Source organism: Pseudomonas sp. TE3910, assembly GCF_056279025.1.
Map to the genome: position 1 here is coordinate 1,846,335 of NZ_JBWBQN010000001.1, position 14,213 is coordinate 1,860,547.

Annotated in this window: 9 protein-coding genes and 1 pseudogene; 7 read left to right on the forward strand and 3 right to left on the reverse strand. The window is 60.0% G+C overall.

Annotation, left to right across the window (positions count from 1 at the left end; genetic code table 11):
• The first annotated feature begins 235 nt into the window (after positions 1-235).
• On the forward strand, positions 236-862 hold the full coding sequence (locus tag ACZ9H3_RS08275; protein WP_065761162.1) for a response regulator transcription factor: 627 nt from the start codon (positions 236-238) through the stop codon (positions 860-862).
• The gene (locus ACZ9H3_RS08280; protein WP_476220306.1) at positions 859-4,521 is read left to right on the forward strand and encodes a transporter substrate-binding domain-containing protein; all 3,663 of its coding nucleotides are present in this window, start codon (positions 859-861) and stop codon (positions 4,519-4,521) included. The genes ACZ9H3_RS08275 and ACZ9H3_RS08280 overlap by 4 nt, the downstream gene beginning before the upstream one ends.
• 66 nt (positions 4,522-4,587) lie before the next feature.
• Here ACZ9H3_RS08280 and ACZ9H3_RS08285 read toward each other — a convergent pair whose 3' ends face one another.
• A complete protein-coding gene (locus ACZ9H3_RS08285) occupies positions 4,588-4,932 on the reverse strand; it encodes a YggL 50S ribosome-binding family protein (RefSeq protein ID WP_099775416.1) in 345 nt (114 codons plus the stop codon).
• A 249-nt stretch (positions 4,933-5,181) separates the two neighbouring features.
• On the opposite strand from ACZ9H3_RS08285, the gene dacB reads away from it, so the two are divergent.
• Positions 5,182-6,645 carry a D-alanyl-D-alanine carboxypeptidase/D-alanyl-D-alanine endopeptidase gene (dacB, locus tag ACZ9H3_RS08290; RefSeq protein WP_065761160.1) on the forward strand — a complete coding sequence of 488 codons (1,464 nt, stop codon included), beginning with the start codon at positions 5,182-5,184 and terminating at the stop codon, positions 6,643-6,645.
• Between the two features lie 135 nt (positions 6,646-6,780).
• On the opposite strand, the gene rlmKL is transcribed toward dacB, so the two are convergent.
• Positions 6,781-8,976: a bifunctional 23S rRNA (guanine(2069)-N(7))-methyltransferase RlmK/23S rRNA (guanine(2445)-N(2))-methyltransferase RlmL gene (gene rlmKL, locus ACZ9H3_RS08295; protein ID WP_330522942.1), complete on the reverse strand. Its 2,196-nt coding sequence runs from the start codon at positions 8,974-8,976 to the stop codon at positions 6,781-6,783.
• 542 nt (positions 8,977-9,518) lie between these two features.
• Here rlmKL and rmf point away from each other — a divergent pair.
• The gene (rmf, locus tag ACZ9H3_RS08300) at positions 9,519-9,734 is read left to right on the forward strand and encodes a ribosome modulation factor (RefSeq protein ID WP_010223328.1); all 216 of its coding nucleotides are present in this window, start codon (positions 9,519-9,521) and stop codon (positions 9,732-9,734) included.
• Between the two features lie 94 nt (positions 9,735-9,828).
• Here rmf and ACZ9H3_RS08305 read toward each other — a convergent pair whose 3' ends face one another.
• On the reverse strand, positions 9,829-10,854 hold the full coding sequence (locus ACZ9H3_RS08305) for a quinone-dependent dihydroorotate dehydrogenase (protein ID WP_330522944.1): 1,026 nt from the start codon (positions 10,852-10,854) through the stop codon (positions 9,829-9,831).
• Positions 10,855-11,013: 159 nt separating this feature from the next.
• Here ACZ9H3_RS08305 and ACZ9H3_RS08310 point away from each other — a divergent pair.
• From ACZ9H3_RS08310 to ACZ9H3_RS08320, 3 genes and pseudogenes are all read left to right on the forward strand, one after another.
• Positions 11,014-12,229: pseudogene (locus tag ACZ9H3_RS08310) on the forward strand (CmpA/NrtA family ABC transporter substrate-binding protein).
• A 14-nt stretch (positions 12,230-12,243) separates the two neighbouring features.
• Positions 12,244-12,819: an ANTAR domain-containing response regulator gene (locus ACZ9H3_RS08315; protein WP_099775420.1), complete on the forward strand. Its 576-nt coding sequence runs from the start codon at positions 12,244-12,246 to the stop codon at positions 12,817-12,819.
• A gap of 176 nt (positions 12,820-12,995) precedes the next feature.
• Positions 12,996-14,207: a nitrate/nitrite transporter gene (locus tag ACZ9H3_RS08320; RefSeq protein ID WP_476220313.1), complete on the forward strand. Its 1,212-nt coding sequence runs from the start codon at positions 12,996-12,998 to the stop codon at positions 14,205-14,207.
• Positions 14,208-14,213: the final 6 nt, after the last annotated feature.

Here is a 14,213-nt window from a genome sequence, read left to right on the forward strand (position 1 = left end):
CCTGTAAGAAACAACCTACAAATACAACAAACAACTTAAACAGTTCGTAAAACGCGCAACAAATTGATTAAAAAACAGCATTGACACAACAAGTATCGAGCTAAACGCGTAGTCCTACACTGTTTAAATTGTAGGAATTATCCCATATTGGCCACTCTCCCCCCTGTATGCCTGCGCACCGCTCTACATCTGAGCTAAGGTGCGCCCTCCTATTGGTTCCCACCGGAAGAGGCCTATGTATTCTGTTTTTATTGTTGATGATCACCCGGTCATACGTTTAGCCGTGCGCATGCTGTTGGAGAATGAAGGCTACCAGGTAGCCGGCGAATCGGATAACGGCGTAGATGCCATGCAAATGGTTCGAGAATGCCAGCCAGACCTTATTATTCTGGACATCAGCATCCCGAAACTCGACGGGCTGGAAGTGCTTTCACGCTTTCATGCCATGTCGCTCCCCTTCAAGATACTGGTGCTGACGGCCCAGTCCCCAACACTGTTTGCCATGCGCTGCATGCAGTCGGGCGCCAGCGGGTATGTGTGCAAGCAAGAAGACCTCAGCGAACTGCTCAGCGCCATAAAAGCGGTACTGTCGGGATACAACTACTTCCCTAGCCAAGCCCTTACTCACGCCCGGGATGCTGAAAACACCAACAACGAGATTGATCTCTTCAAACACGTCAATGACCGGGAACTTATGGTGCTGCAACTCTTTGCCCAAGGCAGGAGTAACAAGGAAATTGCCAAAGGCATGTTTCTCAGTAACAAGACCGTGAGCACTTACAAGAAGCGCCTGATGCAAAAGCTCAGGGCAAACTCGCTGGTGGAATTGATTGAAATGGCAAAACGCAATGCACTGGTATGAAGAGCGCCATGGTGAAGCACTTCACTGCCGCATGCATGCTGGCGATATCCGCCTGTACCTTGCAGGCGGCAATGGCCGAGGTCGACCAACCGGGTCAGTATGCCCTGCTTAGCCGCTCGGGCCCGGTTCGGATCAACATCACCCTGACACCAGAGCAGACGGAATGGCTCAATGACAAACACGAACTGATACTGGGTACCTCTGCGCCGGATTACCCCCCGTTCGACATGACCGCCAGCGGCCGTGACTACGAGGGCCTGACGGCGGACTACGCCGGCTTGCTGAGCAATACGCTCGATATCCCGATTCGCGTCGAACGTTTCGCCAACCGAGAGGATGCCGTTCGCGCACTGACCGAGGGCAGGATCGATCTGCTGGGCAGCGCCAACGGCTACGAGGCCGGCGCACAGGGCGTCGTACTCTCACACCCCTACGCGATTGATCAACCGGTACTGGTCACCCGCGAAGACGAAAGCAGGCCGCTCAACACCGGCCTGGCCAATCTGCGCTTGAGCATGGTTTACCATTACTTGCCACTGGACGAGGTACGCACCACCTACCCCAAAGCGACCACCCACACCTACGTGTCCTACCAGCACGCACTCAATGCCGTGGCGTTCGATCAGGCCGATGTTTTTCTCGGCGATACCATCTCGACACACTACATGATCAACCAGGGCTACTTGCAGAACGTCAAGATGGCCAACTTCGGCAAACACGAACCCGTGGGCTTCAGCTTTGCCCTGCGTAGCGACAACAAGATGCTGCTGGGGATGGTCAACGCAACACTCAGCGCGGTATCCAGCGCCACGCGGGAACGCATCTTCCAGCGCTGGAGCGCAGGTAGCGGAGTCTTGCTGAGCGACCGCAAACTGCAACTGTCCAAGCGCGAAGAGCGCTGGCTGGGTGAACATCCCGTGGTACGCGTGGTGGTCAACGAAAACGCTGCACCACTGACCTTCTTTGACAGTTCCGGCAATTTTCGCGGCATCGCCGCCGACCTGCTCGAACTGATTCGCCTGCGCACAGGGCTGCGCTTCGAGGTGCAACGCACCACGGGCATCAGCGACATGATCCACCGTATCGACAACAACAATGCCGATGTGATCGCCGCCATTTCGCCCAGCGCCGAGCGCGATGCCACGCTCGCGATCAGTCGGCCCTACCTGGAAAACTCCTATGTCCTGGTGACGCGCAAGGGATCGGATCAGCCAACCAGCCTGGAGCAATTGCAAGGCAAGCGGGTAGCACTGACCCGAGGCAGCACGGTCATCAACCTGCTGCGCCAACGTTTTCCAACGATTCAACTGGTCGAGACAGAAAGCACCTCAACGTCAACCTCGCTGCTCGCCCAAGGCCAGGTGGACGGTACGATCACGGCGTTGATCAATGCCAATTTCAGCATGGCCTCCGAGCCGGATCTGATCATTCGCTCGACGGTCGGCGCCGAGCCGTCAAACTTTTCGATGGCCACGGCCAAAGGCGCCCAGGAACTCAGTTCGATTCTCGACAAGGCCTTGCTGAGCATCACCCCCGAAGAGCTGGGCGTCATCAACAGCCGCTGGCGCGGCTACAGCGCCGGTGGTGACTCGTACTGGCGCAATCATCAGCGCCTGATCGTGCAGATCATTCTCGGCACCGCTGCGCTACTGCTGCTATCGCTGGCCTGGAACGCCTGGATGCGTCGGCAGATCAAACAGCGTGAAGCGGCTGAGCGCGCCCTCAACGACCAGTTGGCCTTCATGCGTGCAATGGTCAACGGCACCCCACACCCCATCTATGTCCGGGATCGCCAGGGGCTGCTGCAAACCTGCAACGAAAGCTACCTGGAGGCGCTTGAGGCCAAAGCGGAAGCGGTGCTCGGCAAGCCGGTGCCATCCGGCGGAAAAGGTGGAAAGCGCCAGGCGCGAAAGATCCATGCGGACTACGAGATGGTCATGAAGCAGGGTACACCGCTGATCGGCGATCGCCCCCTGCTGCTCAAGGACCGGCAATTGACCATCTATCACTGGATCCTGCCGTACCGCGACTCGCTAGGTGAGGTTCAGGGCATCATTGGCGGCTGGATCGACATCAGCGAACGCCGCCAACTGATCGAAGACCTGCGCCTGGCGAAGAAACAGGCCGACGAGGCCAACCGTGCCAAGAGCACCTTCCTGGCCACCATGAGCCATGAAATCCGTACCCCCATGAATGCGGTGATCGGCATGCTTGAACTGGCGCTCAAACGCGCCGAAAAGGGTCAGCTCGACCAACTGGCCATCGAAGTCGCACACAACTCGGCGACCGACCTGCTGGCATTGATTGGTGACATTCTGGACATTGCCCGCATCGAATCCGGCCACCTGAGCCTGGCGCCGGAGCGCGTCAATCTGGCCGAACTGGTGGAGTCAGTAGGACGGGTGTTCGACGGGCTGGCTCGTCAGAAAGGCCTGCGCCTGAACATGGACATCGCCATCAATGCTCAACGCGATGTATTGCTCGACCCGCTTCGCTTCAAGCAGATCCTGTCCAACCTGGTCAGCAACGCCATCAAATTTACCGAACGTGGCCATGTCACTGTACATGTGTCCCTGTACCCGAACCCGGGTGCCAGCGGGCTGACCCTGGAAATGTCGGTGCAGGACACCGGCATCGGCATCAGCCAAAGCGACCAGCAACGCCTGTTCCATCCCTTTGCCCAAGTCTCCCCCGAGAGCCAGTTAGCCCGCAGTGGCACCGGCCTGGGCCTGGTGATCAGTCGCAACCTGTGTGAAATGATGGGTGGCCGGCTGATCCTTCACAGTCAACCGGGGCACGGTACCGATGTTCAGGTCACCATGCCGCTGACCGGGCTTGAGGCCTGCACCGAAACCCAGGCACCGGAACCGGAAACACCCGCAGTGCCGGCGGAAATGAGCGTACTGGTCGTCGACGATCACCCGGCCAACCTGTTGTTGATGGCTCAGCAACTGGATTATCTGGGCGTGCGCCATACCAGCGCCGAGGACGGCCTGAGCGGGCTGCACGCCTGGAAGCAGGGGCATTTCGATGTACTTATCATCGATTGCAACATGCCGCGAATGAATGGCTACCAGCTTGCCCAGGCCATTCGCGAGCATGAGCAGCAACACGGGCTGACTCGCTGCACCCTGTGGGGTTACACCGCCAACGCCCAGCCAGAGGCCCGTGGGCAGTGCCTGCAGGCCGGCATGGATGACTGCCTGCTCAAACCGATCAGCCTCAGAGCCCTTGGCCAGCGCCTGGCACAAGCACCGCTGCTGCCCCATGCGCCACGCGTGGCACACGTCGCCGAACTGGACCTTGAGCGCCTGGAACCTGTGGTAGGTAGCTCTCGCAGCGATCTGCGCCGCCTGCTCGAACAACTGCTGCAAAGCAATCAGCGCGACCGGCAGACATTGCTGGAGCTCGACACACAGGGGTCACCAGAAGCCTTGATGGACCATGCCCACAAGGTACTTGGGGCGGCACGCATCGTTCAGGCATCAGCCTTGATGGAAGCCTGCGAGCAGTTGGAGCGCGCGTGCAGCAAAAATGCCCAGGAACCGGTAATCCGGCGTCGGCGCCAACGGCTGTTGCGGGAAATGCAGACGTTCGAACTGGCCTTGCAGGAAAAAATTACAGAGCTGAGCGCTGTAACAAGCCTGCAGGAGGAGTGAGGAGAAAGCAAAACAAGGCAGGCAAAACTGAAAACGGCAGCCCTGAGGCTGCCGTTTCACTGGATATCAAGGAACCGGATTGATTTCGTTTTCCGGGTACCAGGCATCGAGCAGCGGGCTGAGCTCGATCTTGGTCAGCTCGTTGCGAGCCTTCAACCAAGCCTCGACAGCAGCGCGTTGCGCTTCAGTCACCGAGCCACGCTTGGCCGAGCAGACCAGGCCGAAGTCGTCGCCGCCGACATAGTCCAGGCCGTTGGCGTCCATGGCTTCTACAAGAAAGGCATCGAGGAAGGCATCGACAGCTTCTTCGGTCAGATCTTCCTTGAACTCCAGGTTCAGTTCGAAGCCCAGCTCCTGGAATTCACCCACGCAGAGCTTTTTACGCAAACGGCGGGAACGGTTGGTCGCCATGAAACAATCCTCTTAAGTAATAACGCGGCGCACTCTATCAGTTTTGCCTCCCCGGTGCCCGATTAAAACGCCACGGCAGGAAAACCGACTGCCATGAACAGGAGGCTTTCAAGTCAAAACCAAGGTCGATGAAGCCGCCCATCGCTGCGCAGCTTGGGGCATAATGCACGCATTATTTTTGTCATACCGGGGCGTCCATCTTATATCGCCTCGTTTTTTTCACCCCTCGCTCGCAGGGTTCTACCTCAGATGATCAAATCACTACGCCCTCTTCTTGTTGCCGGCCTTTTACTGCCACTGGCATTGCCAAGCCATGCGGCTGCCGTCAACACGACCCTTTCGCCGAAAGTCGAACAGGCCCTGAAGACCAACAAACTGCAGGAATCGGCCCTGTCGCTGGTGATGCTGCCGCTCAATGGCCCCGGAACGCCCACCGTGTTCAATGCCGATGTCTCGGTCAACCCGGCCTCGACCATGAAACTGGTCACCACCTATGCCGCACTGGAGATGCTCGGCCCCACCCATCAGTGGAAAACCGAGTTCTACAGTGACGGCCCGCTGAGCAACGGGGTGCTGCAAGGCAACCTGTACCTCAAGGGTGGCGGCGATCCCAAGCTGAACATGGAAAAACTCTGGCTGCTGATGCGTGACCTTCGCGCCAATGGCGTTCAACGCATTACCGGCGACCTGGTGCTCGACCGCAGCCATTTCGTCCAACCCCAACTTCCCCAGTTCAATGACGACGGCGGCGATGAGAACAAGCCGTTTCTGGTCAAGCCCGACGCGTTGATGATCAACCTCAAGGCCCTGCGTTTCGTTGCCCGTAACGATGGCGGCAAAGTGCTGGTGTCGGTCGAACCACCGATCGCCACCATACACATCGACAATCAGGTCAAGGCCGTAGCCGGCAAGCAGTGCACGGGCGATGTGCGCTACAACCCGATAACACGGGCCGATGGCATCACCGTGGTCGTCAGTGGTCAATTGGGCGAAGGCTGCAATTCTCAAACCTACCTCTCCCTGCTTGATCACCCCACCTATGCCGCCGGCGCAGTGCGGGCAATCTGGAACGAGCTGGGCGGCAGCATCGACGGCCGCGACCGGGTCGACGCCCTGCCGAAGAATGCCCGCCTTCTGGCTCGGGCATTCTCCCCGGACCTGGTCGAGATCATTCGTGATATCAACAAGTACAGCAACAACACCATGGCCCAACAGCTGTTCCTCAGCCTGGGCGCGCAATACCGCACCGACGCCGATGGCGATGATGCGCGCGCCGCTCAACGCGTGGTCCGTCAGTGGTTGGCGAAAAAGGGCATTACTGCGCCGCACCTGATCATGGAAAACGGCTCAGGCCTGTCGCGTGCCGAACGGATCAGCGCGCGCGAAATGGCGACGCTGCTGCAAGCCGCCTGGAAGAGCCCCTATGCCGCCGAGTTCATCAGTTCGATGCCGCTGACCGGCATGGATGGCACCATGCGCAAGCGCCTCAAGCGCACCGCCATGGCCGGCGAAGCCCACATCAAGACCGGTACCCTGAACACCGTACGCGCCATTGCGGGCTACAGCCGCGACAGCAACGGCAATACCTGGGCCGTGGTAGCGATCCTCAACGACCCAAAACCTTGGGGCGCTTCGGCGATTCTTGACCAGGTGCTGCTGGACCTGTACCGCCAACCCAAGCTGGTGAACAGCACAGCGGCCGTACAACCCTGAGGCCAAGGGCCTAACAGGGACAGATAAGCACCGAAGGCTGTACAGGTAGCGCACCTGGACAGCCTTCGGCGGTTTCGGGGCACCCTCGCCGAGGCTTGATAACCACGGCGTGGAGCACCCCACAATCAAACGGACTCAGCGCGCCTGAATCTTCCAGGCACGGTGGATCTTGCTGTTGCGTGCAAAGTCCGGGTCCAGTGTCTGGGCGCTGATTTCCTCTACGGCATACCGCTCGCTCAGACGCTCATCCAGCTGGAACTTGCGGAAGTTGTTCGAGAAGTACAACACACCGCCCGGCGCCAGCCGTGCAACCGCCAGGTCCAGCAACTCGACATGGTCACGCTGAACGTCGAATACACCTTCCATCCGCTTGGAGTTGGAGAAGGTCGGCGGGTCGATGAAGATCAGATCGTACTCGTCGCGACACGCCTGCAACCAGGCCATCACATCACCCTGCTCCAGGCGGTTCTTGTCCGAGAAGCCGTTGAGCGAGAAATTGCGCCGCGCCCAATCCAGGTAGGTGCGTGACAGGTCGACACTCATGGTGCTGCGCGCACCGCCCTTGGCCGCATGCACGCTGGCCGTGGCGGTGTAGCAGAACAGGTTGAGGAAACGCTTGCCCGCTGCTTCACGCTGGATGCGCATCCGCATCGGGCGATGGTCGAGGAACAGGCCGGTGTCCAGGTAGTCAGTCAGGTTGACCAGCAGCTTCACCCCGCCCTCATTGACTTCAGTGAACTGCCCCTGAGTGTTCTGCCGTTCGTACTGGCGAGTACCGGACTGCCGCTCGCGGCGCTTGACCACCACACGGCTCTGATCGATACCGAGGGCTTGAGGAATGGCCGCCAAGGCGTCGAACAAACGCGCCTGCGCCTTTTCCGGATCGATCGAACGGGGTGCCGCGTACTCCTGCACATGCACCCAATCCTGATAAAGATCGATGGCCAGTGCGTATTCCGGCATGTCAGCATCATAAAGGCGGTAGCAACTGATGTTCTCGCGCTTGGCCCACTTGCCCAGTTGCTTGAGGTTCTTCTGCAGGCGGTTGGCAAACATCTGTCCGCCTTCACTCAGGCGTGCAGGTTCGCTGGCCGATGCGGCGGTCGGTTGCGCGGTGTCATTGCCATCGCGCTCAGGCTGACGACGCTCACCCGTGACGAACTGATCCGGTTGCACCTTGATCAGCAGCAGCTTGCACGGCAACGCGCCGTTCCAGAAGGCATACTGCTTGTGGCTGCGAATGCCCATGCGCTTGCCCAGATCCGGCGCACCGGTGAACACCGCCGCCTCCCAGTTCAGGCAGGCCTGACGCAGGCGCTCGCCCAGGTTCTGGTAAAGGTAGAGCAAGCTGGCTTCATCACCCAGACGCTCGCCGTAAGGCGGGTTACAGATGACCAGGCCTTTCTGATTCTGGTCTGGACGCGGCTCGAACGAACCCACCTCGCCCTGATAAATCTTCACCCAATCGCTCAGCCCTGCGCGCTCGACGTTATTGCGCCCCGGCTGAATCAGTCGCGGATCGGCTTCATAGCCACGAATCCACAGCGGTGGTCGCGCCAGGCCAGCCTCGGCACGCGCCAGGGCTTCGTCATGCAGCTTGCGCCACAGCGCCGGGACGTGGCCCAGCCAGGCACTGAAACCCCAGCGCTCGCGCTTGAGGTTCGGGGCGATGTCGGCAGCGATCATTGCCGCTTCGACCAGGAACGTACCAACACCACACATAGGGTCGGCCAGCGCGCCACCTTCGGCGGCAATGCGCGGCCAACCGGCACGGATCAACACCGCAGCGGCAAGGTTTTCCTTCAGTGGCGCAGCGCCTTGCTGCAAACGATAACCACGCTGGTGCAGGCTGTGCCCGGACAGGTCCAGCGACAGAATCGCTTCACCGCGGTCCAGGCGCAGGTGCACACGCAGGTCCGGGTTGAGCTTGTCGACCGACGGGCGCTCACCACTTGAAGTGCGCAGCTTGTCGACGATGGCGTCCTTGACCTTCAGGGCACCGAAGTGAGTATTGTCGATACCCGAGCCATGACCGCTGAACTCAACGGCCAGTGTCCCGGCGGCATCCAGATGATCGGCCCACTCGACGTCATGCACGCCGTAGTACAGGTCGTCGGCGTTCTTCATCGAAAAGCGCTTGAGCACCAACAGCACGCGGTTACCCAGGCGCGACCAGAGGCACAGGCGATAGGCAGTTTCCATGTCGGCCACGCCGCGAATGGCGGAAGTGTGCTCGCGCACCTCTTCAAGGCCAAGCCCGCGCGCCTCCTCGGCTAGCAGGCCTTCCAGGCCCTTGGGGCAGGTTAGGTAAAGTTCGAAACGGTCCGACATGAGTTTTCCAAGCCTTGAGCAATAAGTGAAAGGGCAAGCGCATCGCCCTTTCGATGTTTGATCGAACGCCCTTCCATCAAGCATTCGAGTGGTACCCGAGCGGGGTACCGGACCACCCGGAAGAACAGACCTGTGCATGCGACAACGCAGCACTGATCACCGGGCAGAGTGAAAATATCCGTTACAAAAGAATCGTGATGACCCTTCGTCGTTTTCTTGGTTCAACTGAAGGTGACCTTCAGCACTGGCCAACTGACGTCATCTACGGGCAAAGCCTGATGATAGCGGCCTTTTCCGAGAATCCATCGCAGTAGCAATTTTTTACTTATCCTTGTGACCCTATGAAAGGTTACGTCCTTATGACAAATCGATCATTCACAGTGTGTCGTGCATTGGTTAGAAATCAAACTATGTTGTCACCGCAACGGGGCAACACTTACTGCTCGCCACGCCGGCAGCGAGCGCACACCGGCAGAACGATTCTGCCCGGCCTCAGACGAGGCCGACGGGACATTACAGTCAACAAGTGAGGGCAACACCCTATGAGAAGACTTAAGCGTGATCCGTTGGAACGAGCATTTTCACGTGGCTACCAATATGGGGTCACCGGCAAATCCCGCGAGCTTTGCCCTTTTACTCTACCGTCGGTTCGCCAAGCCTGGATCAACGGCTGGCGTGAAGGACGAGGCGACAACTGGGACGGTATGACCGGCACTGCGGGTATCCACAGACTCAACGAACTTCACGCCGTTGGCTGAACGAGGATCGAATTCGATTAACCATGCCAGCCCTATCCGGGCGGCGGGCTAAGGCCCAAGGGCCCCTGACGGGGCCCTTTTTTATGCCTGCGGTTCAGCGGCCTGGTAACGCGGCAATCGCGTCTACTGCTTCGCGAATCAGCGCAGGTCCTTTATAGATGAAGCCCGAGTAAATCTGTACCAGGCTGGCGCCAGCAGCGATTTTTTCTGCTGCATGCCGCCCCTCGGTAATACCACCTGCGGCGATTATAGGCATTTTACCGGCCAGTTCACCGGCAAGAATCTTCACCGTATGGGTACTCTTCGCCAGCACCGGCGCGCCGGAAAGACCGCCCGCCTCGTCAGCATGCGGCAAGCCTTCGACCCCTTCGCGACTGAGGGTGGTGTTGGTTGCGATCACCGCATCCATGCCCGACTCCAGCAACGTTGCAGCCACCAGCGCAGTTTCTTCGTCGCTCATGTCAGGCGCGATCTTGATGGCCAGCGGCACACGCTTGCCGTGCTGCGTCACCAGTTGCTCACGACGCTCGGCCAGGGCTTCAAGCAATTGCTTGAGCGAGTCACCGAACTGCAGGGTGCGCAGGCCGGGCGTATTCGGCGAGCTGACGTTGACCGTCACATAGCTGGCATGGCTGTAGACCTTGTCCAGACAGATCAGGTAGTCATCCACTGCACGCTCGACCGGCGTATCGAAGTTCTTGCCGATATTGATGCCGAGCACACCGCGGTATTTGGCGGCCTGCACACGGGCAAGCAGGTGGTCGACCCCAAGGTTGTTGAAACCCATGCGGTTGATGATTGCCTGAGCTTCAGGCAAGCGGAACAGGCGCGGCTTGGGATTACCCGGCTGCGGCCGCGGGGTGACGGTACCGATCTCGACGAAACCAAAGCCCAACTGAGCGAAACCGTCGATGGCCGCGCCATTCTTGTCCAGGCCAGCGGCAAGACCGACCGGGTTGTCGAACGACAGCCCCATCACGGTCACCGGCAAACGGGCCGGCGCCTTGGTCAGCAAACCGTTGATACCCAGACGACCACCGGCACCGATCAGGTCCAGGGACAGGTCGTGGGAGGTTTCCGGGGAAAGCTTGAACAGCAGCTGGCGGGCCAGGTTATACATGGGCGGGCTTAGCTCGACGGAAATAAAAGCGCGATTATAGCGGCGGCACAGGCCCGAGGACAGCGCCACGACCCCGGTCTGGCATATGGGTTGCTTTGTCACCTCCACGAAACCTGTCTGCATTCGGGCAGGCAAGAACGACAGAGCGGTCAACATCACGTGAACACTACACTCCCGGCAAACCCACTGGCCTGGGTCAATGGCAGCGATGCGCCAGAAAAGCACAGCCTGGATATCGGCTTCATGGCCCTGACCGACTGCGCCCCACTGGTCGTGGCCGCCACCCAGGGGTTTGCCCAGCCCTACGGGCCTGACCCTCAACCTCAAGCGCCAAAGCTCATGGGCCAACCTGCGCGACAAGCTGATCAGCGGCGAACTGGATGCCGCTCACAGCCTGTATGGCCTTATCTATGCGGTACACCTGGGCATCGGGGGTGGCACCACCACCGACATGGCGGTGCTGATGGGGCTTAATCAGAACGGGCAGAGCATCAACCTCTCCAAGGCGCTGCAAAACCTGGGCGTGACCGATCCTGAAGCATTGGAGCGCCACGCGCACCAAAACCAGACAAAACTGACCTTCGCCCAGACCTTCCCGACCGGCACCCACGCCATGTGGCTGTACTACTGGCTCGCCAGCCAGGGTATTCACCCATTGGAAGACGTCAACAGCGTGGTGATCCCGCCAATGCAAATGCCCGCGCACCTGCAGGCCGGCCGGATCGACGGTTTTTGTGTGGGTGAGCCCTGGGCAGCCAGTACTGTCGAGCAGGGGTTGGGCTTCACGCTGGCGACCAGCCAGTCGATCTGGCCAGACCACCCGGAAAAAGTACTCGGCTGCACGCTCGCCTTCGTCGAGCGCTACCCGAACACAGCGCGGGCACTGGTGATGGCGGTGTTGGCTGCCAGCCGGTTCATCGAACAAAGCCCTGAAAACCGCCGCAGCACCGCGCAACTGCTCAGCGACCGCAGCTACCTCGACACCCCGGTCAGCCACATTGAACCGCGCCTGCTGGGCGACTACCACGATGGCCTCGGCAACCACTGGCACGACCCGCATGCCTTGCGCCTGCACGATAACGGCCGCGTCAACCTGCCCTACCTGTCAGACGGCATGTGGTTCATGACCCAGTTCCGCCGCTGGGGCTTGTTACGTGACGACCCGGACTACCTGGCGGTCGCCCAACGCATTCATCAGTTGACGCTGTACCGCGAAGCCGCCGGCGCATTGGGCGTACCTTGCCCGGAATCGGCCATGCGCAGCAGCCAACTGATCGATGGAACGCACTGGGACGGCACCGACCCGTATGGATATGCCCGCAGCTTTCGCCTGCATGCCCTGGCCGACGCGCCCGTGGCGCGCGCCCAGCACTGAGAGGAAAGGCCCCTATGCTGCGTATCCTGCTGATCGACGACACCGAGAAAAAAGTCGGCCGACTCAAAGCTGCGCTGATCGAAAGCGGGTTCGAGGTTATTGAAGAATCCGGGCTGACCATCGACCTGCCGTTGCGCGTCGAAACGGTGCGCCCGGACGTCATTCTGATCGATACCGAGTCACCCGGCCGCGACGTGATGGAACAGGTGGTATTGGTCAACCGTGATCTTGCCCGACCGATCGTGCTGTTTACCGACGAACACGACCCCAAAATCATGCGCCAGGCCATCCACGCCGGCGTCAGCGCGTATATCGTCGAAGGTATTCAGGCCAGCCGCCTGCAACCGATTCTCGAGGTGGCCATGGCCCGCTTTGAGAGCGACCAGGCCCTACGTGCGCAGCTGCAGGCGCGCGACCAGCAACTGGCAGAACGCAAGCGCATCGAACTGGCCAAGGGCTTATTGATGAAGATGAAGCATTGCAACGAAGAAGAGGCCTACACCTTGATGCGGCGCCAGGCCATGAGCAAGCAACAGAAACTGATTCAGGTTGCCGAGCAGGTCATTGCCATGAACGACTTGCTTGGCTGATCGCCATTCTGGCCCGGCTCTTGCTAATTCGTAGTCACAGGTAGCCAACGGCGGTTGCCACACATTTCCGACAAAGACGTCGCTCGCCCTCCAGCTCAGGCTGGTCGGGCAGCGGCGTTTTTTTCGTTTCGCCCTCCGGGGTACGACTTCCGTTGCAATGCTGACCGAGGTGTTCGATGAATACGAGCTTCTGGAAATCCGGCCATATCCCAACCCTGTTTGCCGCCTTCCTGTATTTCGACCTTAGCTTCATGGTCTGGTACCTGCTGGGCCCGCTGGCCGTGCAAATCGCCAGCGACTTGCAGTTGACCACCCAACAACGCGGCCTGATGGTGGCGACACCGATTCTGTCGGGTGCCATCCTGCGCTTCATCATGGGCGTGCTGGTTGACCGATTGTCGCCGAAAACCGCCGGACTGATCGGCCAGGTGATTGTCATCACCGCACTGTTCTGCGCCTGGCGCATGGGGATTCACAGCTATGAACAGGCGCTGCTGCTTGGGGTTTTCCTCGGTGTGGCCGGCGCCTCCTTTGCTGTCTCCCTGCCGCTGGCTTCACAGTGGTACCCGGCCCAACATCAGGGCAAGGCCATGGGCATTGCCGGTGCAGGAAACTCCGGCACCGTGTTTGCCGCCCTCTTGGCTCCGGTGCTGGCCGCCGGCTTTGGCTGGAGCAACGTCTTTGGTTTCGCCCTGATACCGCTGATCCTGACCCTGGCACTGTTCACCCTGCTGGCGCGCAACGCCCCGCAGCGCGCGAAACCCAAAGCCGTAGCGGATTACCTCAAAGCCCTCGGTGATCGTGACAGTTGGTGGTTCATGTTCTTCTACAGCGTCACCTTCGGCGGCTTTATCGGCCTGGCCAGTGCCCTGCCCGGCTACTTCAACGACCAGTACCATCTGGACCCCGTCACCGCCGGTTACTACACCGCGGCTTGCGTCTTCGGTGGCAGCCTGATGCGCCCGCTTGGCGGCGCATTGGCTGACCGCTTCGGCGGCATCCGCACACTGCTGGCCATGTACAGCCTGGCAGCCATCTGCATCGCCGCGGTCGGCTTCAACCTGCCCAGCGCCGTGGCCGCACTGGCGTTGTTCGTCAGCGCCATGCTGGGCCTGGGTGCGGGGAACGGCGCTGTGTTCCAGTTGGTTCCGCAGCGCTTTCGCCAGGAAATCGGGGTAATGACTGGGCTGATCGGCATGGCCGGAGGCATCGGCGGTTTCCTTCTGGCAGCCGGCCTGGGGACAATCAAGCAACACAGCGGCGACTATCAACTGGGGCTGTGGTTGTTCGCCAGCCTGGGCGTACTGGCCTGGTTTGGCCTGCACGGTGTTAAACGCCGCTGGCGCACCACCTGGGGCTCGGCGGCGGTCACCGCCGCCCGCGTCTGAGGTAGC

What these genes read in the sequence shown, in the direction of transcription:
- ACZ9H3_RS08285 (WP_099775416.1), bottom strand. Translation starts at nt 4,932, where the DNA reads ATGGCGACCAACCGTTCCCGCCGTTTGCGTAAAAAGCTCTGCGTGGGT.
- ACZ9H3_RS08275 (WP_065761162.1), top strand. Translation starts at nt 236, where the DNA reads ATGTATTCTGTTTTTATTGTTGATGATCACCCGGTCATACGTTTAGCC.
- dacB (WP_065761160.1), top strand. Translation starts at nt 5,182, where the DNA reads ATGATCAAATCACTACGCCCTCTTCTTGTTGCCGGCCTTTTACTGCCA.
- ACZ9H3_RS08315 (WP_099775420.1), top strand. Translation starts at nt 12,244, where the DNA reads ATGCTGCGTATCCTGCTGATCGACGACACCGAGAAAAAAGTCGGCCGA.
- ACZ9H3_RS08320 (WP_476220313.1), top strand. Translation starts at nt 12,996, where the DNA reads ATGAATACGAGCTTCTGGAAATCCGGCCATATCCCAACCCTGTTTGCC.
- ACZ9H3_RS08280 (WP_476220306.1), top strand. Translation starts at nt 859, where the DNA reads ATGAAGAGCGCCATGGTGAAGCACTTCACTGCCGCATGCATGCTGGCG.
- rmf (WP_010223328.1), top strand. Translation starts at nt 9,519, where the DNA reads ATGAGAAGACTTAAGCGTGATCCGTTGGAACGAGCATTTTCACGTGGC.
- rlmKL (WP_330522942.1), bottom strand. Translation starts at nt 8,976, where the DNA reads ATGTCGGACCGTTTCGAACTTTACCTAACCTGCCCCAAGGGCCTGGAA.
- ACZ9H3_RS08305 (WP_330522944.1), bottom strand. Translation starts at nt 10,854, where the DNA reads ATGTATAACCTGGCCCGCCAGCTGCTGTTCAAGCTTTCCCCGGAAACC.